Origin of the sequence: Mucilaginibacter endophyticus (assembly GCF_003351025.1) — a bacterium.
GTDB lineage: Bacteria > Bacteroidota > Bacteroidia > Sphingobacteriales > Sphingobacteriaceae > Mucilaginibacter > Mucilaginibacter endophyticus.
In genome coordinates, this window is record NZ_QPCG01000005.1 from 487,766 (window position 1) to 514,244 (window position 26,479).

15 protein-coding genes are annotated in these 26,479 nt (G+C 43.6%); 12 read left to right on the forward strand and 3 right to left on the reverse strand.

The window, feature by feature from the left end:
- The first annotated feature begins 225 nt into the window (after positions 1-225).
- On the forward strand, positions 226-1,542 hold the full coding sequence (locus DUL71_RS22285; protein WP_114940102.1) for a vanadium-dependent haloperoxidase: 1,317 nt from the start codon (positions 226-228) through the stop codon (positions 1,540-1,542).
- Between the two features lie 336 nt (positions 1,543-1,878).
- On the opposite strand, the gene DUL71_RS22290 is transcribed toward DUL71_RS22285, so the two are convergent.
- Positions 1,879-6,003, reverse strand: coding sequence for a hybrid sensor histidine kinase/response regulator transcription factor (locus tag DUL71_RS22290; protein WP_114940103.1), 4,125 nt, complete (start codon positions 6,001-6,003; stop codon positions 1,879-1,881).
- 62 nt (positions 6,004-6,065) lie between these two features.
- Here DUL71_RS22290 and DUL71_RS22295 point away from each other — a divergent pair, with 62 nt between their 5' ends.
- From DUL71_RS22295 to DUL71_RS22340, 10 genes are all read left to right on the forward strand, one after another.
- The gene (locus DUL71_RS22295; RefSeq protein WP_244228815.1) at positions 6,066-9,275 is read left to right on the forward strand and encodes a SusC/RagA family TonB-linked outer membrane protein; all 3,210 of its coding nucleotides are present in this window, start codon (positions 6,066-6,068) and stop codon (positions 9,273-9,275) included.
- A 23-nt stretch (positions 9,276-9,298) separates the two neighbouring features.
- Entirely contained in the window at positions 9,299-11,194 is a 1,896-nt protein-coding gene (locus tag DUL71_RS22300; protein WP_114940104.1) for a RagB/SusD family nutrient uptake outer membrane protein, read from the forward strand.
- Between the two features lie 19 nt (positions 11,195-11,213).
- Complete coding sequence (locus DUL71_RS22305; RefSeq protein ID WP_114940105.1) at positions 11,214-11,924, forward strand: DUF3823 domain-containing protein; 711 nt, start codon at positions 11,214-11,216, stop codon at positions 11,922-11,924.
- Positions 11,925-12,013: 89 nt separating this feature from the next.
- Complete coding sequence (locus tag DUL71_RS22310; protein ID WP_114940106.1) at positions 12,014-13,855, forward strand: glycoside hydrolase family 2 protein; 1,842 nt, start codon at positions 12,014-12,016, stop codon at positions 13,853-13,855.
- A gap of 11 nt (positions 13,856-13,866) precedes the next feature.
- Positions 13,867-15,939: a beta-L-arabinofuranosidase domain-containing protein gene (locus DUL71_RS22315; RefSeq protein ID WP_244228816.1), complete on the forward strand. Its 2,073-nt coding sequence runs from the start codon at positions 13,867-13,869 to the stop codon at positions 15,937-15,939.
- Positions 15,940-15,953: 14 nt separating this feature from the next.
- Positions 15,954-16,979, forward strand: a complete 1,026-nt coding sequence (locus DUL71_RS22320; RefSeq protein WP_114940230.1) for a family 43 glycosylhydrolase — start codon at positions 15,954-15,956, stop codon at positions 16,977-16,979.
- Positions 16,980-17,013: 34 nt separating this feature from the next.
- Positions 17,014-18,150, forward strand: coding sequence for a sialidase family protein (locus DUL71_RS22325; RefSeq protein ID WP_114940107.1), 1,137 nt, complete (start codon positions 17,014-17,016; stop codon positions 18,148-18,150).
- Positions 18,151-18,348: 198 nt separating this feature from the next.
- Complete coding sequence (locus DUL71_RS22330) at positions 18,349-19,419, forward strand: cellulase family glycosylhydrolase (RefSeq protein ID WP_208644800.1); 1,071 nt, start codon at positions 18,349-18,351, stop codon at positions 19,417-19,419.
- Between the two features lie 221 nt (positions 19,420-19,640).
- A complete protein-coding gene (locus tag DUL71_RS22335; RefSeq protein WP_114940108.1) occupies positions 19,641-20,651 on the forward strand; it encodes a glycoside hydrolase family 43 protein in 1,011 nt (336 codons plus the stop codon).
- 7 nt (positions 20,652-20,658) lie between these two features.
- Positions 20,659-22,749, forward strand: a complete 2,091-nt coding sequence (locus DUL71_RS22340) for a hypothetical protein (RefSeq protein ID WP_114940109.1) — start codon at positions 20,659-20,661, stop codon at positions 22,747-22,749.
- A gap of 487 nt (positions 22,750-23,236) precedes the next feature.
- Here the strand turns inward: DUL71_RS22340 and DUL71_RS22350 are convergent, their stop codons facing one another.
- Both DUL71_RS22350 and DUL71_RS22355 read right to left on the reverse strand, forming a co-directional pair.
- Positions 23,237-24,043 carry a phytanoyl-CoA dioxygenase family protein gene (locus tag DUL71_RS22350; protein ID WP_114940111.1) on the reverse strand — a complete coding sequence of 269 codons (807 nt, stop codon included), beginning with the start codon at positions 24,041-24,043 and terminating at the stop codon, positions 23,237-23,239.
- A 265-nt stretch (positions 24,044-24,308) separates the two neighbouring features.
- Positions 24,309-25,085 carry an SDR family NAD(P)-dependent oxidoreductase gene (locus DUL71_RS22355; protein ID WP_114940112.1) on the reverse strand — a complete coding sequence of 259 codons (777 nt, stop codon included), beginning with the start codon at positions 25,083-25,085 and terminating at the stop codon, positions 24,309-24,311.
- A gap of 225 nt (positions 25,086-25,310) precedes the next feature.
- Here DUL71_RS22355 and DUL71_RS22360 point away from each other — a divergent pair, with 225 nt between their 5' ends.
- Positions 25,311-26,477 carry a hypothetical protein gene (locus tag DUL71_RS22360; RefSeq protein WP_114940113.1) on the forward strand — a complete coding sequence of 389 codons (1,167 nt, stop codon included), beginning with the start codon at positions 25,311-25,313 and terminating at the stop codon, positions 26,475-26,477.
- Positions 26,478-26,479: the final 2 nt, after the last annotated feature.

Consider the following 26,479-nt stretch of genomic DNA (forward strand, 5'->3'; position numbering starts at 1 on the left):
TTTATTAATGGTTTATGCTTTGGTTAAGCTCTAAGTTATTGGTTTTAATGCAATAAGCCACCGTAAAGAAAATGGATTTTACAATTCCAGATTCTGCAAATAGTATCAAAAGTTAGTTATTTACTATCGGCTCATATTTTAATATTTATTAACTGTTAGCTTTGGTCAGAACCCTTGTTTGAGGGATAAACCAATTAAACTGATCAAGCCTTTCTGTTCATCATAATGAAGAGATTATACTTTGCCCTCATTGTTATTATAGCCTGCTCATCATGCAGTAAAAAAAGCTGGGAAAAGCCGGCCGAAAACCCTGATTTTATTCACAGGTCTATCAAAGATGTTACTGATGTGGTACGGCATGACATTTATTCGCCTCCTGTTGCCAGTCGCATTTATGCCTATATCAGTGTAGCTGCATACGAGGCGGCGCGTAATGGTGATAAGCATTATCAGTCGCTTGAAGGGCAATTGAAAGGATTGGATTCTGTACCGAAGCCTATCGCCGGAAAAAAATACTGCTTTACATTATCCGCATCCCATGCTGTTTTAACCGTTGGCAAAATATTGATCATGAGTGAAGGCCGGATTGAAGGTTTTCATGACAAGCTGATGGGCGAGTTTAAAGAAACCGGGATGCCCGATAGCGTGTACAACAACTCGATAGAATACGGTAAACTTATTGCCGACAGGATAATCAAGTGGGCAAGCAAGGATAATTATAAACATACCCGTTCACTATCAAAATATGATGTGCAAACTGATGATGCCAGCTGGAAGCCTACTCCACCGGCTTACATGAAAGGAATTGAACCACACTGGAATGAGATCCGTCCGTTTTTGCTTGATTCGGCCCAGCAGTTTAAGCCGGCTCATCCATTTACTTTCAGCAATATTCCAGGCAGTAATTTTTATAAGCTGGCTATGGAGGTATATGATACCGGTAAGCACCTGACCGATGACGAGGCTACCATTGCCACCTTTTGGGACGATAACCCTTTTAAGGTGAATATCAATGGGCACACGATGTTTGCCACCAAAAAAATTTCGCCGGGAGGGCATTGGATCAATATTACCGCGCTGGCCTGCCGTAAAGCTAAAGCCGATTATATAAAAAGTTCCGAAGCATATGCCAGCATAGCTGTGGTTATCGCGGATAGTTTTATCAATTGCTGGGACGAAAAATACCGCAGTAAAGTGATCAGGCCTGAAACTTATATCAACCAGTATATTGATCAAAGCTGGATGCCATTGCTGCAAACGCCACCTTTTCCTGAATATACCAGCGGGCACAGCGTAGTTTCTACCGCTTCGGCAGTAGTGTTAAGCAAGTTATTTGGTGATGAGTTTTCGTTTACTGATTCAACCGAAATGGAGTTTTCTATTCCCGCCCGTAATTTCAAATCATTTAAAGCCGCAGCCGAAGAAGCAGCTATCAGCAGGTTTTATGGTGGTATTCATTATATGCCATCAATCACTAATGGTGTTGATGAAGGCGATAGAATAGGGCAGTTTGCTTTAACCAAATTGCATACAAGGAAGTAAATGTTGATTATATCTCCTGATTTTTTGGACTGAAGCCCTTAAGAGTTTGCGCTTTGCTCCGTTTATTAAAGCAATTAAGTTAAGAGATTGACAGGTTGCACCAGAGGTGCAAAAGGTTTGTAGAATTAAGATATAACAAATTTTTAGTGTGCCAGAGGTACACAACTCCGGTGTTCCGTACCTCTGGCACGGTTGTTTTTGGATATATTATTACTACAGACCTTTACCCCCTCTGGGGGATTTCCGTTAACTTAATGAGATTTGGCTTTAGCCAACGGCAATGATTATTTCTGTTTACGTACATTCAAGTGTCATCGCTTGAACTGCCGTCTGATACTAAACCTGTTTCACCTTACTCCGTTTAGCAGCCTGATACTCAGTCGGCGTAGTGCCAAATTGCTTCAGGAAATTACGGCCAAGGTGTGATTGGGAGCTGTAACCTACCATATTTGCTACTTCGTAAATCTTATAATCGCCTTCTTCCAATAATTGGGCGGCAGCTTTTAACCGGGTAATATTAATGAGCTCGTTAATAGTAAGGTTGGAAATAGCCTTAACCTTGCGGTACAAGGTAGGCTTGCTCATATTCATCAGATTGGCTATCTGCTCTACATCAAGTTCGGCATTCTGAATGTTTTTGTAGATAACGCCGTTGAGTTTATCCAAAAAGCTTTCATCAGGTTTTGAATAAGCCATCGACTTGATATGTGCCAAAGGCGAACTTGCAAAATGCTCTCTGATCTTGTTACGGTTAATAAGCAGGTTGGCTATTTGCACCTGTAAATGCTCTGGCGAAAATGGTTTTTCGATATATGCGTCGGCACCAACTTCCAGGCCTTCAATTTTACTTTGCAGGGTGTTTTTAGCCGTTAGTAATATAATAGGGATGTGGCTGTAATCGAAATTTGTTTTGATGGTTTTGCACAGCTCAAACCCATCTATTCCCGGCATCATGACGTCGCTTATAATAAGCTGGATGTTTTCTATAGCTATCATATCCAGCGCTTCCTGTCCGTTAAGGGCTTTAATAACCGAATATTTGTCGCTCAGATCATCCGAAATAAAATCAAGTATTTCCGGGTTATCGTCCACTAAAAGTATAACTGGTTTCATAAAGTCAATATTCTCCTCTCTGTTACTTAGGTCTGCCTGCTCATATTCATCGGGGGTAATATGCAGGTCGAATTCTTTTTCCTGGTGTACAGGCAAAGTAAGGTTAAATATATTAAAATCGTTAATAGATTTATTCAACACCAATAAACCTTTATGCAATTCGGCTAAGGAGCGCGATAAAGAAAGACCAATTCCTGTGCCAATTTGCTTTTCCGATTCCTTCATCCTGAAGAAAGGTTCAAAGATCTTTTCGCGCATTTCGTAAGGGATCAGGTTGCCGCTATTCCTTATTTCGATGGTAAAAGTAGGGTCGTTATCCGGGTGATCAATTAATTCGATCTCCACATCAGATGTGCTGTATTTGATAGCATTATTGATAAGGTTACTTATAATTTTAGTGAATGCCTCAATATCAACATAGGCATAAACGGTTTTTGCCGGATGTATAAACGTATAGCTGAGGTTCTTTTGCTCGGCCATAGGTTTAAACCGCATAAAGGTATCGGCAAGCAGATCGGTGATGTCTGTTTTAACAAAACTGAGGCTAAAGCCATTAGTTTCGGTTTTGCGGAAATCAAGCAGCTGGTTGGTAAGATCAAGCAACCGGTTGGTGTTCTTTTCCATAATCTTCAGGTTGTTCTGAATCTCCGGAACATGCTCGGCCTTCCTGATCACCTTTTCCATAGGCCCTTTGATAAGGGTTAGCGGCGTGCGGATTTCATGGGCCACATTGGTGAAAAATTCAATTTTGGCATTGTAGATCTGTTTTTCCTTGTCATTTTCGAGGGTTTCGATAATGCGTTTGTTTTTTTCGCGGGTTTTGCGGTGATAGCTTCTGAGCAGATAGTAGCCGGTCAGCAAAAACAACATGCAATAAGCTATATAAGCCCAAACACTTTCCCAAAAAGGTGGCGCTATATTAATTTCGAGGGTTGTTTCTTTTTGGGTCCAGATACCGTTATTACCCGCCGCTTTTACCACAAAGGTGTAATGACCGGGCTGCAATTGGGTAAAGTAAACTTTACGGTTGCGTTTAAGTTCGGTCCAGCCTTTATCTAAACCCTTCATCGTGTATTTATACTGGGTCATTTCCGGCGATGGGAAACTCAGCGCTGCGAAATCGATACTAAATGATGACTGGTTATGATTGAGGTTGATTTTTTTTGTGCTGATGATGGATTGGCTGAGCAACGAATCGGCGCCCTTAACGGAGATCTCTTTATTGTGTACCTGGAAGCCGGTTATATAAACAGGAGCAATAAAGTGATTTATTTTAAAATTGGCAGGATTAAAGCTAACCATACCACGTACGCAACCAAAGTACATGGTGCCATCGGCATCTTTAAAAGATGAGTTATAATTAAACTGATCGCTTAGCAAACCATTGGCTTTGGTGTAAATTTTAATTGCCTCAGTAGCAGGATTGAAACAAACGAGACCGCGCGTAGTGCTGATCCACAGGTTTTTATGGCCATCCTCTTCTACCCGGAAAATGTAATTACTCGGAAAACCTTTATTGCTGTCATAAAACTTATAGCTATCGGCTTTCGGGTCATACTTCCATAATCCCAAACCTTCGGTAGCAAACCATAACTTGTTGTCGCTATCTTCAAAAACACCATTAACTGTGGTGGTATTGAGCGCGTTTTTAACGGGGTAACGATAGTTTAGCTTGGTGCTTGTATTGTTTGCCGGATTATAACAGTAAATGCCGTCACGCACAGTACCAATCCATATTTTACCGTTATGGTCTTCGGTTATGGCATAAATGAAATCATACGGAGGTAATTTATCTATCAGGGTAAAATCTTTAGTAGCTAAGTTATACCTGTAGAACCCCCGCGTGGTGCCAACAAATATGAGCCCGCTCCGGGTTTTACAAAAGCAAATTATAAAGTTGCTTTTAAGATCGTTGCTTTGATTGCCGGCCAGGTAAACGCGTTCTACCTTCCCTGTTTTGATGTTCATGATATCAAGGCCACGCTCAAAAGTACCTACAAACAATTCGTTGCCAACCGGTAGTATGCCATGGATATTGGTGTTTGAAATACTGGCTTTCCCGTTGGGATAGTAATGTGTCCAGGTATGTTTATCGGGAGATAGTTTGTTAAGCCCGTTATCTTCCGTACCCATCCACAGGTTGCCATACATGTCTTTATTAATTTCGCGCACAACATTTCCCTTAAGCGAGTTTGGTTCGTTATCGGGATAAAACTTGTTGAAGGTTGAATATTGTTTAGGGTAATAATTAAGACCGCCAAAGTAGGTGCCTATCCACACGCCGCCTTCCGAATCTTTGTAAAGGCTATAAACAGCATTATCGGATATGGAGTACGGATCATTGAAATGTTTCCGGAGATTAAGGAACGTACCCTTTACCGAATCATAAATAAATACGCCGGATTCCGTCGCTATCCAGTATTCGGTGTCGCTGTATTTTAAAAAATCGCGTACATAAATCGCGGTTTTATCCGGGTTGTAGTTAAGCAGATCGGTATATGCACCGGTTTCGGAGTCAAACTCTTTGAAACCGTGACTGTTGGTGGCCACAAATATTTTATTGTTACCTGCGTAATAGATCTTCTCTATAAATTTTGATGTAACGTTATCCGTTGGCTTAAACAGGTTGTACGAAGTAAATGTGCGGTTTGCCTGATCCATTTTCTCCATTACGCCTGATGAGGCCGATGTCCACACGATACCATTAATAATTACTACCGATGTAGCTTCAAAGTGTTGCCATGGCCAATAGTCAATTTTTTCGCCGGTTTTTTGGTCGTACTTTATTAATGAGGCCCCGGCTATAAACCAGCAGTTATTGTGTTCATCAAAGGTGATACTGCGTACGCCATTAATATTTGCTGTATTTATATGTGCAAATGTTTCGGATTGCGGATCGTACTTATCAAGGCCTTCATCAGTACCTACCCAAAGTGTACCTTTTTGATCAAGGGACAGCGTGTGCACCATATTATTGGAAATGGTGCTTTTATCGGCAGGGTTATGCCTGAATGTTTTAAAAGTATAGCCATCAAAGCGGTTAAGACCATCTTTGGTGCCAAACCATAAAAAGCCGCGCTTATCCTGCAGGCTGCAGTAAACGGTATTATGCGATAAACCATGTTCAACCTGGTAGTGCCTGAAATAGTACGTTTGGGCATTACAAATGCCGCAGAATACTGTAAAAAGTAATAAAAATATATATAGTGGTTTCAAAATAATCAGCTTAAAGCAAATATAACCAATCTGTTGCAGCGTTTCTACCCTCCTGAAAATTGATACTTTTTGACTAAGTATTGATATGATTTGGTTAATCGCCGGGGCTAAAATCCTTTTTCTTTGAAGCATGATTTTAGATATGTCAATTGTACATTTTTAAAATCAAAACTTAACCAATTAATAGATCATTTATGAGAAAATTTTTACTACTCAGGCATGGGGGAAATCCTCATGTGCAGTGGCCGCCCAGTAAGTGGAGCCCAAAAGTACTGCTAATCGCTTTTTTCATCATGACCGGTTTCCTTTTTTCGTTTAGTGCCTCCGCGCAAAATAAAATTAAGGTTACAGGAACCGTGACAGACACCACCGGCCTGGCGCTAACAGGCGTAGCGGTAAGGGTGCAAGGCACGCAAGGTGGAACAACGACAGATGCTCAGGGTAACTTTTCACTTAATGTACCTACAACAAACAGTACATTAACATTCACTTACATCGGCTACGTGGCGCAGGAGATTGCCCTGCAAGGCAGAACAACTTTGAAAGTTCGGCTTCGCGAAACAAACTCTTCATTACAGGAAGTTGTGGTTACAGGTTACGGTTCGCAGAAAAAGGCCTCTATTACAGGCGCTATCTCCAGTGTAACCAGTAAGGATATTGATCGTGTGCACGCCGGTTCAACCGTTAGTACTACACTGGCGGGTAAAATTCCTGGTGTAACCTTCAGACAATCGGAAGGTCGTCCTGGTGCCAGTGCCAGTATTCAGATCCGTAACATGGGATCACCACTGTTTGTAATTGATGGTATACAGCAGGATGAAGGCCAATTTAACAACCTTGCACCTAACGATGTTGAAAGTATAGCGGTGTTGAAAGACGCATCTGCTGCTATTTACGGTGTACGTGCTGCTAACGGTGTTATTGTGGTAACTACCAAAAAGGGTTCGGGCGAATCAAGAATCAATATTGATGCCTATACCGGTTACCAAAATTTCTATCGTTTTCCTAACGTGCTGACCAACTCATATGATTATATGCGTTATCTGGCCGACGCACAGGTGAATAGCAACGGTTCAACAACCATTACGCAAGCTGATCTTGACAAATATAAAGCGGGTACCGAAAAAGGTTACCAAAGCTTTAACTGGCGTGATTACGTTTTGAAGGCTAACAACAATGCTCCTCAAAATTCGGCTAACATTAACTTTACAGGTGGTACAGATAAATTGAATTACTATGTTTCTGCAACCAACCTGCACCAAAATTCTCAATTGGGTAAAGAGTACCTTTTTAACCGTTCAAATATTCAATCTAACATATCGCTGAAAGTAGCCAACGGTTTAAAGGTTAGCATGGACGTTAACGGTCGTATCGAAACCCGTGAAAACCCTGGTGTACCAGGTGGTGACGACTACTTCCTGGCCCGTTTTGCTGTGTTAAGAAATACACCGCTTGAGCGCCCTTATGCAAACGACAATCCGGCTTACCTGAATGATATAGGCCATACCGAATCAAATTATGCTTTCCTTAACAAGAAGCTATCGGGTTTATATCACAGTGATTGGCGCGTTTTACAAACCAATTTTGCTGCCGAATACCAGGTGCCGGGTATTAAAGGCTTGATGGTAAAAGGTTTATATTCATACTATATTGCCGATTACTTGCTTAATAACCAGGAATATACTTATAATGCTTACACTTACCGCCCTGCAACCGATACTTATGATATAACCGGTGGTAGTACTAATCCTTGGCGTGAACGTGAGCAAAGGAAAGAGTTTGCTAAAACTTACCAGTGGCAAATTAATTACAACAATACTTTCGGTAAACACACCATAGGTGCAACATTTGTTTCTGAACGTATTGAATTACAGCATTTGCGTAACTGGATCCACGCTTCTCCGGTATCAAACAATTTACCGCTTATTTATTTCCCAACTGCCGACCAATACCAGGATAGCGATAATAAGGAAGCTCGTACAGGTTATATTGGCCGTTTTGATTATAACTATGACAACAAATATTACTTCCAGTTTTCGGGAAGGCGTGATGCTTCTTATTTATTTGCACCTGATAAACGCGTAGGCTACTTCCCGGGCGGGTCTATCGGTTGGCGCATCACCCAGGAAGGTTTTATGAAGAAACTACTTGGCGAAAACAGCTTCCTGAACGACTTAAAAATCCGTGCGTCATACGGTGTATTAGGTGATGACCGTGATCCTAACAACGCAGCAAACCCAATTGTAACTCCTTATGCTTACTTGCCAGGTTACAATTACAACGCGGGTACTGCAATTATTGACGGTAATGCCATCGTTACTTCAACCGATAAAGGTTTGGTAACAACGAACATATCATGGTCAAAAAGTAAAATGACCGATGTGGGTATGGACTTTACCTTACTAAACAACAGGTTAAGTGGTGTTATTGATTATTTCTATCGTAAGCGTACTGGTTTGGCTGGCCCGCCATCTAAACTGGTGTTGCCATTGGAAGTAGGTTATTCATTACCTGCAGAAAACTCAAGCAGCGATTCACAGTCGGGTGGTGAGTTTTCATTGAGCTGGAACGATAAGGTTGGAAAGGTAAGCTATAACATTGGCGGTAACATTTCTTATTCGCGTCAGAAATCAGTATTCAGAAACGAATATTTTGGTAACTCATTAGAACAATATTTTGGTTCTGCAATCAATCGTTACGCCAATATTGATTGGGGATATACGGTTGTGGGGCAGTTCTCGTCTATTGAGCAGATCAACAATTACAAGATCAACAACGACGGCCAAGGCAACAGGACAATGCTTCCGGGCGATTTAATGTACAAAGACTGGAACGGTGACGGTAAAATTGACGGTTACGATACCCGTCCTATCGGTTATGGGTACGGTAAACAGCCAAATATCAACTTTGGTTTAACATTGGGCGCTGCATATCATGGCTTTGATTTCCATGCGGATTTTTCAGGTGGCGCGGGTTATACCTGGTTCCAGAACTATGAAACACGTTGGGCATTCCAAAATAATGGTAACCTGAACACCATATTTGAAGACAGGTACCATCGTACAGATCCGTTTGATATAAACAGTGCGTGGGTACCAGGTAAATATCCTGCCAACAGGGTTAACCCCGGTACTACCAACAGCGATTATGACCGTAACTCAACCTTTTGGTTACATAGTGTAAAATACCTGAGGGTACGTACACTGGAGTTAGGTTACTCACTGCCTACTCAGCTGCTGGCTAAAGTGAAGATCAAGAGAGCTCGCTTTTATGTTAACGCCTATAACATGTTCTCGTTTGATAACCTGAAACAGTTTGGCGTTGACCCTGAAACAACGGATGATAACGGGTTACAATTCCCACAGAGCAAGGTGCTCAACTTTGGTGTTAATTTAACCTTTTAATTGATCCCTCAAGTTTAAACCAAATGAAAAAAACAACCATTATATCAACATTTGCACTCCTGTTAGTTACGGGGGCCTGCAAAAAAGACAGTGCCTTTTTGGATGTACCACCCAAGCAGGTGGTAACTTCAGATGTTGCATTCTCCGACCCCAACCTTGTACTTTCTATTCTTGCTGATTTATATAACCGTGTTTACGATTTTTCTGGTCTGGATAACGGCTGGGCTTCATTTGCTGATTTCAGCGAATCATTCCCTTCAGAAAACGGAAGCTATTATATAGTTCAGCGTACAGGCTGGGATTTTGGCTCATGGGGTACATGGGATTATAAATATGTTCGCGATTTGAACTTATTTATTGAGCGTGCTACCGCTGCTACCAAATTAACCGACGCGCAAAAAAATCAATTTATTGCCGAAGGCCGTTTTTTACGTGCCCAGTATTATTTTGAGCTGGTTAAAAGAATGGGCGGTGTTCCTCTGATCACTAAATCGCTTACTTATGATTTTTCGGGTAACGTTGAAGCGTTGCAGATCCCGCGTGCAAAAGAGTCGGAAGTTTACGACTTTATCATCAGCGAGGCTGAAGCGATAAAAGGTTTGTTACCTGTTAACGTTTCTGAAAAATCAAGGGCAACCCCGGCTGCAGTATTAGCTATGGAATCAAGGGCCGCTTTATATGCTGCTTCAATAGCTAAGTATGGTGCAACAACACCACAGGTATCATTGCCGGGCGGCGAGGTGGGCATACCTGCAAGTTCTGCTACAGGTTATTACACTAAAGCGCTTGCTGCCGCCAAAGAGATCATATCAGGCACAGCAGGTAATTATTCGCTTTACAAACAATTACCTGATTTAAGCGACAACTTTGCTAACTTGTTCCTTGATAAAAGCAGCTCGGAGTCAATCTGGGTTGAGGATTTCAAAGCTAATGGTGGTAAAACGCACGGTTTCACCACTAACGACCAGCCTTTCTCAATTTCGGACGAAGGTTTGGACGCGGGTAGGTTAAACCCATCGTTAAACCTGGTTGAGGCGTTTGAAAAGCTTGACAATTCATATGCTCCAATGGCAACTAAAGATGGTGCAGGCGATCCTATTTACTATACCGATCAATTAGATATGTTTGCGGGCCGCGATGCAAGATTGGCCGGTACTGTATTGTTACCAAACGGATTATTTAAGGGTAAACGTACCGAAGTATATGCAGGTTATCAATTGGGTAATGGTACAGTTATATCAAGCAGCGATGCTACCATTACACAGGATGTTCCGGGCTTAGGCAAGGTACAGGTAGTGGGTAAAGATGGGCCGGTTAACGGTGCTGAGTTCCGTACTCAAACCGGTTTCTATATCCGTAAATACCTTGATCCAACTGTAGGTTCTGGTCGTCGCGGTCGTGGTAGTGATGTTAACTTTATCCGTTACCGTTACGCTGAAGTGTTATTGAACGCCGCCGAAGCAGATGCTGAATTAGGCAATTATGCAGAGGCTTCAGGTTATATTAACCAAGTGCGTTTAAGGGCTGGCCTTACCACGCCATTGGTGCTTACCGCAGCTAATTATTTTGACCGTATTGTTCATGAACGCCGTGTTGAACTTGCTTTTGAAGGACACACTTTATTTGATATGAAACGCTGGAGAATTGCTGATGCCGTTTGGGATGGTAACTCAATGTCAGTTGCCGATCTGGTTGCTAACATTGGTAAGGCCACTAAACGCAGCACACAACCTTTCGGCTTGTGGCCATATAAATATTACAATCCGGGTAATGCTAACAACGGAAAGTGGATATTTAAAGAAACAAAACCTTCGCCGGTAACAGGTTCAAACAGGTTCCTGTTGGGTAACTACTATTCACGTATTGGTGACGATGTAATAGCAGCCAACCCGAAAATTGTTAAACAACCAAATCAATAAGAGTTAAAGAAAAGTGTTTATGAAAATCAAGTTTCATCATATTTTAATAGGGCTTTTTCTTGCTGCCTCGGGCTGTAAGAAAGACAATTACGATGCGCCCACATCGAGACTGAGCGGTAGGTTGGTTTACAAAGGCGAAGCTATAAACGTTGAGTATAACGCTGTCCCTTACCAAATATATCAACCTGGTTTTGCAACAAAATCAGCCATACAGGGAACCTTTGATCCCGATGGTAATTACGCCCAGTTGTTATTTGACGGCACTTATAAGTTCACTATCCCTGCAAACCAGGGGCCGTTTATGTGGAAAGAGTTACCAGCCGGAACCCGCGATAGCTTAACGGTAAACTTAAAAGGCAGCCAGACAGTTGATATTGAGGTAACTCCTTATTATTTGGTGCAAAATGCCAAGTTTGCAGCTACCGGCAGAAAGGTAACTGCTACTTTCGATATACAGAAAGTAATTACGGATGCCAACGCTAAGAATATCGACCATGTTTACTTATATGTGAATAAAACACAGTTTGTTTCGGGCGGCTACCGTTTGGGCGATGGCGATCCGCCATCAATTGCCGGCTCTGCTATTACAGGCATGAATAACCTCAGCCTGAGTTTTGATGTACCCAATATTGTTCCTACTCAAAACTATGTATTTGCACGTGTAGGCCTAAAGATTGCCGGAGTTGAAGATTTGATCTTCTCACCGGTATCAAAAGTAACTTTACAATAATTTACCGGCCCCTGCCGTAGCGGTGGGGGCCTTTTTTATGTGCTGCATAATTCTAATTAATATAATAACCCATATCTGCTTTTTTACTAATGAAGAAACTATCGCTTTGCCTGTCTCTTTTTATTTCTACCTATCTATCTGCCAATGCACAGCAAGGCGAATGGCATTTGATAAAAGACAAGATCACCACCCCATGGGCCGAAAAAGTTGACCCAAAAGCACCGCTTCCTGAATATCCGCGTCCGCAAATGGTGCGTGGCAACTGGCAAAACCTGAATGGTTTATGGAACTATGCCATAGTACCTAAAGCTACTATAGGGCCGGCAAAATATGATGGAAAGATCCTGGTGCCTTTCGCGGTTGAATCGGCGCTATCTGGTGTTGGTAAAACTGTTGGTAAGGATAGCATGTTGTGGTATAAAACAACAATCAGCTTAAACAAAACATTAAAAGGTAAAGACGTACTGCTGCATTTTGGCGCGGTTGACTGGCGTACCGAAGTATTTGTAAACGGTAAAAGCGCCGGCGTCCATGAAGGCGGCTTTGATCCTTTTACGTTCAACATTACCCCTTATTTAAAAGGCGGTTCAAAACAAGATATTACCGTGAGCGTATGGGATCCGACTGATGATGGTCCGCAGCCGCGTGGTAAACAAGTGAAAAAGCCCGAAGGTATCTGGTATACTCCGGTTACCGGTATCTGGCAAACTGTTTGGCTGGAAGGCGTAGCTAAAACGCACATTGAAGCCACCAAACAAACCCCCAACATTGACGATCACACACTATCGGTATCTGCCGAAGTTTCAAATAGCCAGCCGGGCGATAAGCTGAAGATCAGCGCCTGGAACGGCAAAACCCTCGTATCCGAAAAAACAATTGACGCCGGCGAAACCGCCGTGTTGGATATTAAAGATCAGCACTTATGGTCAACCACCGATCCGTTTTTGTATGACCTGAAAGTTGCCGTTATCCGCAACAACAAAGCGGTTGACGAAATAGGCAGCTACTTTGCCATGCGTAAAATTTCGCTTGGCCCTGATGCCAACGGTATTCAGCGCATGTTGCTGAACAACAAATTTGTGTTTCAGTATGGCCCGCTTGATCAGGGCTGGTGGCCGGATGGTTTATACACCCCGCCAACTTATGAGGCCATGAGCTTTGATATCGATAAGCTTAAAGAAATGGGCTTTAACATGATCCGCAAGCACATCAAAGTTGAACCGGCACGTTATTATGCTTATTGCGATAAAACAGGTATGCTGCTGTGGCAGGATATGCCAAGCGGCGATTTAGGTAACCATTGGGAAAACCGCCCGGGTGTGCTTGACCGCGCTACCGATAAAGACCGTACTCCTGAATCTGAAGGATACTACCGCAAAGAATGGAACGCTATCATCAACTCGTTATATAACTATCCTTGTATTGTAGTCTGGACTCCGTTTAATGAGGCCTGGGGTCAGTTTAAAACCGTTGAGATTACCGAGTGGACCGAGAAAAAAGATCCATCACGTTTGGTAAACAGCGCCAGCGGCGGTAACTTTTATGATACCGGTAACATTGTCGATCTGCACAATTATCCACACCCGGCTATGCCGCGTCCGGAGATTTTCGGTAAAACCAAAGCCGTTGTACTGGGCGAGTTTGGCGGTCTTGGCTGGCCTGTAGATGGCCACACCTGGCAGGCAAACAAAAACTGGGGCTACCAAAACTTTAAAAATGGCGACGACCTGTTTAAAAGGTATTCAACCTTTACCGATAGGTTGCAGGAACTGATTAAAGTGGGCCTTTCGGCAGCAGTATATACACAAACAACAGATGTGGAAGGTGAAGTGAACGGCTTCATGACTTACGACCGTAAGGTGATTAAAATGCCTGTTGAATTGTTACAAAAAGCCAACAGTAAACTATACGATCCGGCGTTGGTGAAATAATATCTTTACGTATGACTATCAAAAACAGTATAAAACTAATGCGCAGGGAGGTTTGTCTTTCAGTGGCTATGATATGTGCGGGCTTCGCAACAGCAAGTGCCCAGGGAGTGAAGGCAACAACGGTTACAACAGTTGATAACAAAAGCGCCAATGCCTTTTATGTAAATAACCGCGCCCCGCTGCAAAGACAATATTTTGCCAAATTGCCTACCGGCAGCATTGAAGCCGGCGGCTGGTTAAAGAAAATGCTGGAGCTGCAACGTGATGGCTTAACCGGTAACCTGGGCGAGATAAGCGTATGGCTTTCAAAAACCAATAATGCCTGGCTTAATAAAGAGGGTAAAGGCGAATACGGTTGGGAAGAGTTGCCTTACTGGCTAAAGGGCTATGCCGATATTGCCTACACGCTGAAGGATAAAAAGATGATAGCCGAAACCAAATTCTGGATTGATGCTGTGCTAAATAACCAGCGTGATAATGGCGATTTCGGTCCGGCGGTTGAGCACAATGGTAATCGCGATTTGTGGACTAACATGCCAATGTTGTGGTGCCTGCAATCATATTACGAGTACACTAAAGACCCGCGCGTTATTCCTTTCATGACCAAGTACTTTAAATATGAGCTATCGGTACCTGATAGCAAATTTTTAAAGGATTACTGGGAAAACAGCCGCGGCGGCGATAACATGCTGAGTGTATACTGGTTGTACAACCGCACCGGCGATAAGTTTTTGCTTGACTTAGCTACCAAACTTGATAAAAATACTGCAGACTGGCGCCAGGCTAATAACCTGCCCAACTGGCATAACGTTAACGTAGCGCAATGTTTCCGCGAACCTGCAACTTATTATCTGCAAAGCCATGATAAAAAAGATCTGGATGCTACTTACAACAATTTTAAACTCATCCGTGATATTTACGGCCAGGTTCCGGGCGGTATGTTTGGTGCCGATGAAAATGCCCGTAAAGGTTATGACGATCCACGCCAGGCAGTAGAAACCTGTGGTTTGGTAGAGCAAATGACATCCGACCAGATGTTGCTGGGCAATACCGGCGATCGTTTCTGGGCCGAAAATTGTGAGGATGTTGCTTTCAATACTTTCCCGGCTGCCTTCATGCCCGATTACCGTGCTTTGCGTTATTTAACCGCACCTAACATGGTAGTGAGCGATGGTAAAAACCATCATCCGGGTATAGCCAATGAAGGTCCGTTTTTAATGATGAACCCATTTGGTAGCCGTTGCTGCCAACATAATCATGCCGCCGGCTGGGTATATTATGCCGAAAACAGCTGGATGGCTACTCCCGATAATGGTATAGCCGCCTTGCTTTACACCGAAGGTAAGGTTAACGCGAAGGTTGGCAACGGTACTGCGGTAAGCATTGCCGAAACAAGTCATTACCCGTTCCAGGACCAGATCAACTTTACCCTTACTACTCCTAAAGCAGTTGATTTCCCGCTTTACCTGCGCATACCTGAATGGTGCAAAGGCGCATCTGTAAAAATAAATGGTGTTGCTGTAGATGTAAATACTTCAACAGGCGATTATATCCGTTTGGCAAAAAGCTGGAAAAACGGTGATAAGGTAACACTTCAACTACCGATGCAATTGAAAGTGCAGGAGTGGGCTAAAAACAAAAATAGCGTCAGTGTTAGCTACGGCCCGCTTACCTATTCATTGAAAATTGAAGAGCAATATACCAAGGGGGATAACCTGAAAGATGCCCAGGGCGATTCGCACTGGCAGCCTGGTGCCGATCCTCAGAAATGGCCGTCTTATAACATCTACGCGGCATCACCATGGAACTACGGTTTGCTGATAAATGAACAGCACCCTGAAAAATCGATAGAAGTTATTCACCGCGCGTGGCCAAAAGATAATAATCCGTTCACCAATGCCAATGCCCCGATAGAGTTAAAGGCGAAAGGTAAACAGCTACCGGGCTGGAAAATTGACGAAACCGGTTTATGTGGTGTATTACCGCAAAGCCCTGTGAAAACAGAAGAGCCTGCTAAAGAGCTTACGCTGGTGCCTATGGGTGGTGCGAGGTTAAGGATTTCGGCTTTCCCGGTTACCGAATAATGAGAAATACATTCATGATAAAAGGAATAGTATGCGGTTTAATGATGATGGTTGGTTTTACTGCACTGGCACAGGATGCCGCGGTTAAAAATCAGCCGCCATCGCCGCTGTACCGCGACCCGATTTACGATGGCGCTGCCGATCCGGTATTAGTTTATAACAAAGCCGAAAAGGAATGGACAATGTTATACACCCAACGCCGGGCCAATGTACAATCGCCGGGTGTGGCATTTTGTTATGGTACCGCCATTGGCGTTGCTACTTCAAAAGATCATGGGCACACCTGGGTATACCGTGGTGCCCTGAACCTGGAACATGAGCGTGGGCAAAATACCTTTTGGGCTCCCGATGTGGTTTTCGACAAAGGCATATACCACATGTTTGTAGTATATATCCCCGGAGTGTACAGCCAGTGGGGAGGCGATTCGCACCTGGTGCATTATACCAGTAAAAACCTGTGGGACTGGAAATATGAAGGCCCGTTGAATTTGCCCGATCATAACATCATCGACCCAACACTCATGAAACTGCCCGACGGTAAATGGCACATGTGGTACAAGGATCAAAAACTGGGCAGCATTACCATGACCGCCGAAAGTAATGATTTGGTGAACTGGAAAGCGGAAGATAAGCCCGCTATTGAAGGGCGCGCACATGAGGGCCCCAAAATCTTCCGGTTTAAGGATTATTACTGGATGATAACCGACGAGTGGCAAGGTCAGCGTGTTTACCGCTCAAAAGATGCTAAAACCTGGGAACATCAGGGTTTGGTGCTGGATAAGCCCGGTCACCGGCCGGAGGATACGCCAACAGGGGCTCATGCCGATGTGGTGGTAAGTGAAGGCCACGCCTATATCATTTACTTTACCCATCCCGGTCGTAAAAAGCATTTTGAAGATGGTGGCCTTGATGCCGATGGCGCATACAGTTACACAACCAAACGCACATCCATCCATGCCGCCGAACTGGAGTTTAATGGTGAAACTTTGGTTTGTGACAGGGATAAGCCATTTAGTTTTTGGCTGGCCGACGTAAAATAAAATATCTACATAAATAAAGAGAATATAATTGGTTATGCGGCAGATATTCATTTGGTTAATGGGTGTGTTTGCCCCGGTGATGGTTCTGGGGCAACACAATGCCGTTAATAATAAAACTATTGCCTGGGATCAAACCACCCTAAAACAGGTGGGTAACAAAAATGGCAATTACGCCCGCATGATCCAGCTGAGTAATGGCAACCTGTTTTGCGTTTATGAAAATGCCGGTGGCGTTGAATGTATCGCAAGTAACGATCTTGGTAAAAGCTGGGATCAGCCTGTTGTAATTGCCAAACCTATGTTAGGCGTAAACATGGCAGTACCCGAAATATTGGAACTGAAAGATCACTCCTTACTGGCATCATACAACCCACGCCCGCATAAGGTGAACGGCGGCTGGGATACCACAAAACACTTTGCCATCTGCACAAAAAAGAGCTATGATCAAGGCAAAACATGGAAGGACGAGCGCCTGATTTACGAAGCCCATTACAACTTTGATGATGGCTGCTGGGAACCTTCCCAAATTCAGTTGCCATCTGGCGAGATTCAATTGTTCTTTTCAAACGAGGGTGTTTATACCAAATCAAACGAGCAAAATATTTCCATATTCCGTTCAAAGGATAATGGCTTAAACTGGACAAAGCAGCCCGAAATAGTGTCCTTCAGGCCAAATCACCGGGATGGTATGCCGGTGCCGGTTATCCTGAAAGAGAAAAATGAGATCGTATTTTCGATAGAGGATAACGCCGGAGCAACTTTCAAGCCGTCCATCATCCGTAACAGCATCGGCCAAAACTGGAAAAAAACGGTAGGCCCCGATGATGCCGAACGCACTTATGCGCTCACTCCCAAGCTGCCCGATACAGTTTATGCCGGAGCCCCTTATTTGAGGCAGCTCCATAGCGGCGAAACGGTGTTATCATATCAAAGTACTCAAAACCGCAACCATAACTGGGAGCAAGCCTGTATGCAGGTGGCTTTGGGTAACAGCAATGCTAAAGATTTTGTAAGTGTGCCAACGCCATTTGATATTCCGCTCAACAAACACGGATTGTGGAATGCGTTGTGTGTGCTTAATGATGATAGCATTATTGCGTTAACATCAACCAATGCGTTTGGAAAGGGAACAGAGATTTGGATGATAAAGGGGAGAGTGGTAAAGAAATAAGAGCAAAACAAAAAGTAAATGTCATTTCGATAGAGCAGTGGAGGCTTGGAGCGCTGGGGCGAAAGAGAAATCTTGTACATTATGCAGAGTCAATAGCATGGCGTATAAGATTTCTCCTCACACCTCGCTCATAATCCCCCTCCGGTTCGTCGAAATGACAAATGGGTAAAACAGAATTAAACTATTAAATACATATAAATGCAAACAAAACTAAAAGTATTGGCCCTTGCTTTGGCAATGCCATTGGGGATGAGGGTAATGGCGCAGCAGAAAGCGCCGGCGCAGGTATGGTCTGAAGCGAAGGCAAAAACATGGTACGCGCAGCAACAATGGCTGGTTGGTGCCGATTTTATTCCAAGCACAGCCATCAATCAGTTAGAGATGTGGCAAGCCGATACTTTCGATCCAAAAACAATAGATAAAGAATTGGGCTATGCTCAGGGGATTGGTATGAATGTGATGCGCGTATTCCTGCACCATTTAGCCTGGGAGCAGGATCCTGAAGGTTTCAAAAAACGTATGGACGAGTACTTGGCTATCTCCAGTAAGCACGGCGTTAAAACCATGTTTGTATTTTTTGACGATTGCTGGAACAAAGTGCCTAAAGTTGGTAAGCAGCCAGAGCCAAAACCGGGTATCCATAATTCAGGCTGGATGCAGGATCCGGGGCAGCCGGCATCGGATAACGCGGCAAATTCGCCGGTACTTGAAAAATATGTAAAAGACGTATTGAAGCGTTTCGCCAATGATAAACGCGTACTGCTTTGGGATTTGTACAATGAGCCAGGCAACTCAGATAAAGGCAGCCGCTCGTTACCATTGCTTAAAAGCGTTTTCAAATGGGCAAGGCAGGTAAACCCGAGTCAGCCAATTAGTGCCGGTGTTTGGCGCTGGGACCTGGAAGAGTTAAACAAATTCCAGATAGCTAACTCGGACATTGTTACTTATCATGACTATACTCCGGAAGCTGAACACCTGAAAACAGTACAGTTTTTGAAAATGAATGGTCGCCCGTTGATTTGTACTGAATATATGGCCCGTCCGCGCAACAGCCTGTTCGGCACGGTATTGCCAATGCTTAAAAAAGAAAATGTGGGCGCTATAAACTGGGGTTTTGTAAGCGGTAAAACCAATACCATTTACGCCTGGGATACCCCAATGCCTGATGGTAAAGAACCAAAGCTGTGGTTCCACGATATTTTCCGTAAGGATGGTACTGCCTACATCCCGGAAGAAACAAACCTGATCAAGAAATTGACCGGAAGATAGTTTTTAGGATGTGCGGATTTCAAATGTACTGATGTGCAGATGATTTCCGGATCCGGAAACCAATATTTAAAGCAGGGCCACGTCACATGTGCCTCTCGCGTTCAACCTATCACACCACCTGCTTATCATACGTGAGAGGCAGTTTATTACAGACTTACGAAGTTTTTAAAACTTCGTAAGTCCTGTTCCTCGTTAACACTACCCTTAAACCAATTACACCTATGAAGAAGTTTTTTACTTACCTGATGCTGGGCCTGTTGGGCACTGTAACCGCCTGCCGCAGCCATGCGCAGCAAGTTGAGCCAATTAAGCAGGCAGCGCCTTATAGCGGCCTTATTCATGTTGTGCTTGACAGGGATTTTCCCGATCCTACGGTGATTAGTTATAGTGGTAAGTATTACGCTTATGCAACCCAATCGCCGGGAGGTAATGGGAAAATGATCAATATCCAGGTGGCATGGTCAACAGATCACGAACACTGGACTTACGCCGGTGATGCTTTGCCGCAAAAACCTTCATGGGCTTCCAATACACAAAACTTTTGGGCGCCGGATGTTTTCTTCGATGCTAAACTCAACAAGTTTGTCATGTTTTTTTCTGCCGATCCAAACGAGTTGACCGGCAAATGGATGGGCATAGCTTACGCTGATAATCCGCTTGGCCCATTCACCGACAGAGGTACACCCTTTATGAAAGGCCCAAGTTTTCACTGTATCGATCCTAAAGCTTTTGTTGATCCTAAAACCGGGAAGCACTTCCTTTACTGGGGATCGGATTTTCAGCCATTACGGGTACAGGAAATGAAAGATGACTGGTCGGACTTTAAAGATGGCTCACAGCCAACAGCTGCTGTTGAGCCGGGTAAGGATAAAAGCTACAGCAACCTGGTTGAAGGCTCATGGCTTGATTATGATAACGGTACTTATTACCTGTATTACTCGGGTGATAACTGTTGCGGAGTAGGAGCCAATTATGCTGTAATGATAGCTAAGGCCGATAATCCGCTCGGTCCATTTGTTCGATTAGGGGAAAGTGATAAAACTCTCAATAGTGCTATTTTAGTAAAAGACGCGGTTTATACGGCCCCCGGTCACAATTCTATTTTTACTGATGAAAAGGGGAATAAATTCATAGCCTATCATGCTATCGAAATAGCCCATAAAGAAAAGGGTAGGGTGATGTGTATCAGCCCAGTTAAGTATCAAAATGGCTGGCCGGTAGTAACTAAATAATAAGCGTATGATTCATCAATTAAAACATCTTGTTCTTTTCGGATTGCTGTCACTGACTTTTTTTAAGTCGGAAGCACAGGTAGCGAGCGATAAAAACTTTAAACCGGCTGCCGGCGTAAGTGTAAAGGTAAATACCTCAAACGTCACGGTAACCTGGCCTGCGGGGACTAACAGCAACGGCAGACTTATTTTAAACTTAAAAAATGATGAACCGCTATTCAGCAGCGTTCAACTAAGTAAAGCCGGAGTTTATAAGTCGGTGATTGAAAATGTTGATCCGCAATTTATCCTAACAGAAGGCAAGCGTGATCTTGTTTCTCAAAATGGCTGGAACATCTTTTTTGATAAAGTACCACTTAAACCCCACCATTCTTATAAGGTAGGTTTTCATAAAAAGTCAATCAGCGTAAGCAGCAAAGGCACACGTACAATAATTACTTTGCCAAGAGTGGAAGCCCCCAATTTTAAAGGCGATCTGGAACTCACACTCTACAACGGACAGCCTTTATTTAACGTGGCAGCAGTTGTATCAACCCAAATTGATTCGACGGCTATATTGTATGATGCTGGTTTGGTAGCGAAAGCCCAACCGGTTAAAGCAATAAGCTACAGCGATGTTTATGAACACCTGCAAATCGATGATATCAGTAAACCGGATACCGCTAAAAACCTTGCGGTAAAATATCGCACCATCATCGGTACAAATGATAAAGCGGGCATTGCCGTATTCCCTGCCCCGCACCAGTATTTTTATCCGTTGGATGAAGCCTTCAACCTCAAGTTTGTATGGTATGGCAATAATTACCGCGATCTGCTTCCTGGCTTTGGGCTTGGCATCAGGCAGGAACTACAGGGCGATAAGCGTTTTGTGCCATGGTTTAACGCGCCTCCGGGAACCAAACAACGGCTCAACTTTTTTTGCCTGCTGGGTACAGATGGTGCTGATAATTTGCTGAGTAAGGTAAAGCAATTTACCCATGATGATAGCTACAAACCACTTCCCGGTTATAAGACTATGGCCAGCCATTTTCATAACGAGTTTATCATGAGCGTTGTACTGGCGGGCAATCCGGTGCCTGATAGTCCGTCATTTGTAAAGGTTTTAAAGCGCCAGGGTATTAATATAGTTCACCTGGCCGAGTTTCATTATACAGCCCATCCTAAAGGCCCGGATGAACAGCGCCTTAAAGAACTGAAAGCGCTATTTGACCAATGCAGCCGTTTGTCTGATAGAAACTTTTTGCTGTTGCCCGGCGAAGAGCCTAATGAATTTTTTGGTGGTCATTGGCTGGCATTTTTCCCGAAGCCGGTTTACTGGATCATGTCGCGCAAGGCAGGTACACCTTTTGAAAGCAACACTCCGGGGTTTGGTAAAGTTTATCATATAGGCGATAAAACGGATATGCTCAACCTGCTAAAAGCCGAAAACGGTTTAGCCTGGACAGCGCATGCCCGTACCAAAGGTTCTACCGGTTTTCCGGATGCTTACAAAAAAGAAGATTTTTACTTGTCGGACAGGTTTTTGGGCGCGGCCTGGAAAGCATTACCTGCCGACCTTTCGGAGCCTCGTTTAGGCAAACGTGTTTTAGACCTGATGGACGATATGAACAACTGGGGACTGAAAAAGAAAGTACTCTCCGAAGCCGACCTCTTTACTATCGAGCCTGAAAACGAAATGTACGCCCACCTCAATGTAAACTACCTGAAACTTGCCAAACAGCCGGAATATAAAAATGGCTGGCAACCAGTATTGGATGTGCTGGAGCAAGGCAAATTTTTTTCCACCACGGGCGAGGTTTTGATAGAAGATTTTACAGTAAATGGCCATTCATCCGGACAAACTATTGCCATCCCGGCCGACGGAAAATGCACCATCAGCTTTAAAACCAACTGGACATTCCCGCTAAATTTTGCTGAGATCATTTCGGGCGATGGGAAAAAAGTATACCGGGAACGGATCGATCTTACTTCGACTCAAGCCTTCGGCACAAAAACATTTAGCAAAGTGCTGAATATGAAAGGCCGCAAATGGGCACGACTTGAAGTTTGGGATACGGCTGTTGATGGTGCTTATACACAAACTGTGTGGTTGAAGTAAACAGATAATTATAAATCCTCCGCCGCCGCTCGGCTCCTGCCGAGTGGCAACTATCAAAACGGCCTCTGGCCGGCGTCAATCCGCATGGCGTACACAGGCCAGAGGCCTGGAAATAACTACCACTCGGCTGGAGCCGAGCGGCGGCGGGGAAATGACAAAAGGAGGCTGTCACCCTGAGCCTGTCGAAGGCGCGCGCGCAGAGGCCCTGCCCACCATGCTTCGACTGGCTCAGCATGACACCCTTTTTGAAACTTGTCATGGGTAGCGAAGCGCGGCAATCTCGTAGCCCATGCATGTCTGATCTGTATAGCTACGAGATTGCCACGTCGCCCCAGATGCTCTTTACCCATGCGGCTCCTCGCAAAGACATGTTTTTTTATTTTACCGGGACTTTAACCAGTGCCCGCTCTGTGAAAAAGCTTTTCAGGGCTGCTATTTTCCCGGTGCGGATGAGATAACTAACGAATAAGGCTATTAACATAAATTTTTACTTAACAATACTTGCAAAACGTTGATAAAAGGCGGTAGGGCTGTCGGCGTGCTTCGGCTCGTATTTACCGGCGATGATGGGGATATATATTACCCTGCGGCGGCTTGCTTCACCAATTACGGTTGATTGGGCCACGCGGTGCCATAAGCGGCCATCATGTATGGTCAAATCGCCGGCAGTTGGGATAATAGCAACCTCGTTTTCGTCGGTATCATGATCAAGGAAGTACTTTTTACGGAAAAGCATCTGGTAAAGGTTTTGTTTATGTGTGCCGGGCAGGATGCGTAAACCACCATTCTCTGGTTTCAGGGTACTCAGGTGGATGCCAACATTAAGCATCGGGTTTAATTTCTGCCCGTGAAAAATATCGCGCAGTCCATCCGTATGCCAGCCCATTTTAGAAAAACTGCTTTCGGGGCCGTTTACATAGTGGTTAAAAACCATTCCGTCCTTTTCATCTGTTCCCAGCCGGGAGCCCTCACCAATCAGGTTAAGCAATACCTGGAAACGGGGATCTTTGGTAAATTCATCTAAAAGGTTATGATGCTGATTGATAAAAGCAAAACGCTGTACAATAGGCGATCCGTCAAGGTCTTTACCGTATTTGATAGGCACACCATTCACTTTTTCGGTGTTGTTATTTAGCCAGGTTGCTTCAACCTGTTTTGAGGCGTTAATAATGTCGGTAACGGTTTCGGGCTTAATGAAATTTTTGAAATGGATAAAGCCGTGCTGATTGAAAAAAGCTTGTTGTTCGGGCGTAATTGTTGAGCCTAATGTGAATTTTTGATATGACGTTGCCATGTGGTGGAAAAGATATTAAAGTACCTGGAAAATGAAATTGTAAACGCTGGATGCCGCCGGGGCGGTTTTAGGAAAGGAGCTGGTCCTTTTAAGGGAAATTAACAACAACAGCTGCACATGACCCTTGTTATCAAGGGCATTCGCATTGGGTATGCAAATAGTATGTTGTGCTTATTGTTCAATGTATATTAAATCTATCTTTTTAGTAGACTAATGCAAATGTAAACAAATTGTTAATCAGTCCAAATATTTGTGAAAATATTTTTTAATGCTTGTAAAGTCCGGCGGTTACCCTTTCAATCAGGCTTTTAGGACTATGTGTTGCTGCCGCTGCAGAGAGTTTGTTTAAAAATCCGGGAACTATTTCGGCTTTTTTATTGAACATGCCTTTTATACCTATCGCTGCAACCTCATCGGCTTTCATGTTGAATTTTGCTGCCAGTTCGGCCAGGGCATCCATTCCTGCGCGGTGAGCGAAGCTGGTATCCGTAGGGCCCGGGCATAAGCAGCTCACAGCTATCGACGTGTCTTTAAGTTCATATCGCAAAGCCCGGCTAAATGATAAAACAAATGCTTTGGTCGCCGCGTAAATCGCAAGGGTAGGTACAGCCTGATAAGCCGCGGTGCTGGATACGTTGAGGATAAACGCCTGTTGCTGTAGTTTTAAAACAGGGATGAAATAATACGAAAGCTCGGTAAGGGCATTCATATTAACCTGCATCATGCCGGTTTGCGCGGCTACGTCCAATTTATTGAAATTTCCCCACATACCAAGCCCCGCGTTATTTATTAATATGGATACAGGTACATTTAAGCTTTTAACCCAGTCAAAGACCCGGAGGGCTGCGCCTATTTCCGAAAGGTCAATCGCAAGGAAATCAGCCTTAACCTTATAATCGGTTTTTATTTGGGCGGATAAGGCAGTGAGATCATTTTCCGACCGGGAAACCAACAGCAGGTTATATCCTTTTTGAGCAAGCAATATGGCCATTGACCTCCCGATGCCTTTCCCGGCCCCCGTAATTAAAGCGTATTGATCCATTATTTTTATCGAAATATCGACGATACAAGTTTAAAGAAAAATAATCTACTAAACTTGTAGACTATTTAAAATGTTATTACGTTTGTGTAGATATGAAAAACACTGCTATATGTTTTCGTTTTTTAAGCTATAGCCAACCCCGCTATTGTTGTTGCCGGTAAATAAAAACCGCTCACCTCTTCGTTATTATCTCAACAACAAACTATCACAAGCTTAAAATTGATCATGACTACTCATCATATAAAATATTTATTCAGTGCTTTTTTAATCATTGTTTTTATCTCGTTCAGGCTTCCGGTATCAGCACAGCTATCTGCCGCGGTAAAGTATAAGCTAAACCTGCAGCACGATACATCTGCCCATAGTGTAATTGATGAAAGTTATCCAACAAGCTTAGCTGCCGGGCCCATATTAAACAAGCCTGTTACCGATAAAACTGATGCAGGCTTTGAAACAGAGCTGGAAAGCCAACTGGATACCCATGCAGGCCGCAAAAAGTTGCTTACCTATTTAAAGGATCTATCGGTAACTAATACCAATGAGGCAAACTATAACCAGGCTAAGGTTAAAACTTACTATAAGCTGGCCAATGTATTTGCCAAGCTGCATTTGTACCCCTTGGCCATGAAATGCTTTTTTAAAGCGATGGCATTTAAAAATGATGGCAATAATCTTTTACCCGCAGCTTCTGATTCTTCGGGTACAGATACCACGGGCAGGCAATTACGCTTAAACAGCGGCTTGTTGGCTATTAATACTCAGGATGATTCGGTTTTTGTAAATAACCCCGTTCAACTGAAGGGTAAAAAGGAAAAGAAAAGTAAATCGATCACGTACAATCGTATTTTAAGCACTTTTGATGATGGGAAAAAAGCGGCGGCCTATGCTTTGCTATTTCATGTAAAGCAACCCAAACCTGGCAAGCCGGCTGTGTTTGTGAGGGCTAATACAGGTCATACATTTATTACGCTTATTAAGTATAATACCGATTCAACTTCGGTTTCTGTTTCTTTCGGATTTTATCCTAAAAAGGATAACATATTTTCGGCCACGCCGTGGGAGCCGGAAACTTCAGGCACTTTTAAAAACGACGAAGCACACCAGTGGGACGAGGTTATGGGCAAGTTTATAACCGAGCGCCGCTTTAAACGAATCCTGAAGCTTACCCGTAATTACGACGGATTAGAGTATCATTTATCAAAGAATAACTGTACGGATTTTGCTTTACAGGCAGCTTCATATGCCGGTTTTGGGGTTACCAATTCAAAAGGTTCATGGCCGCTGGGGCATGGTAATAATCCCGGAACAACGGGACAAAGCATTATAGCCGGAGCGGTTTACGATAATGATCAGGCAGATTTGTTTATTGACTTTGATGAGGCTTTAAGATAAGA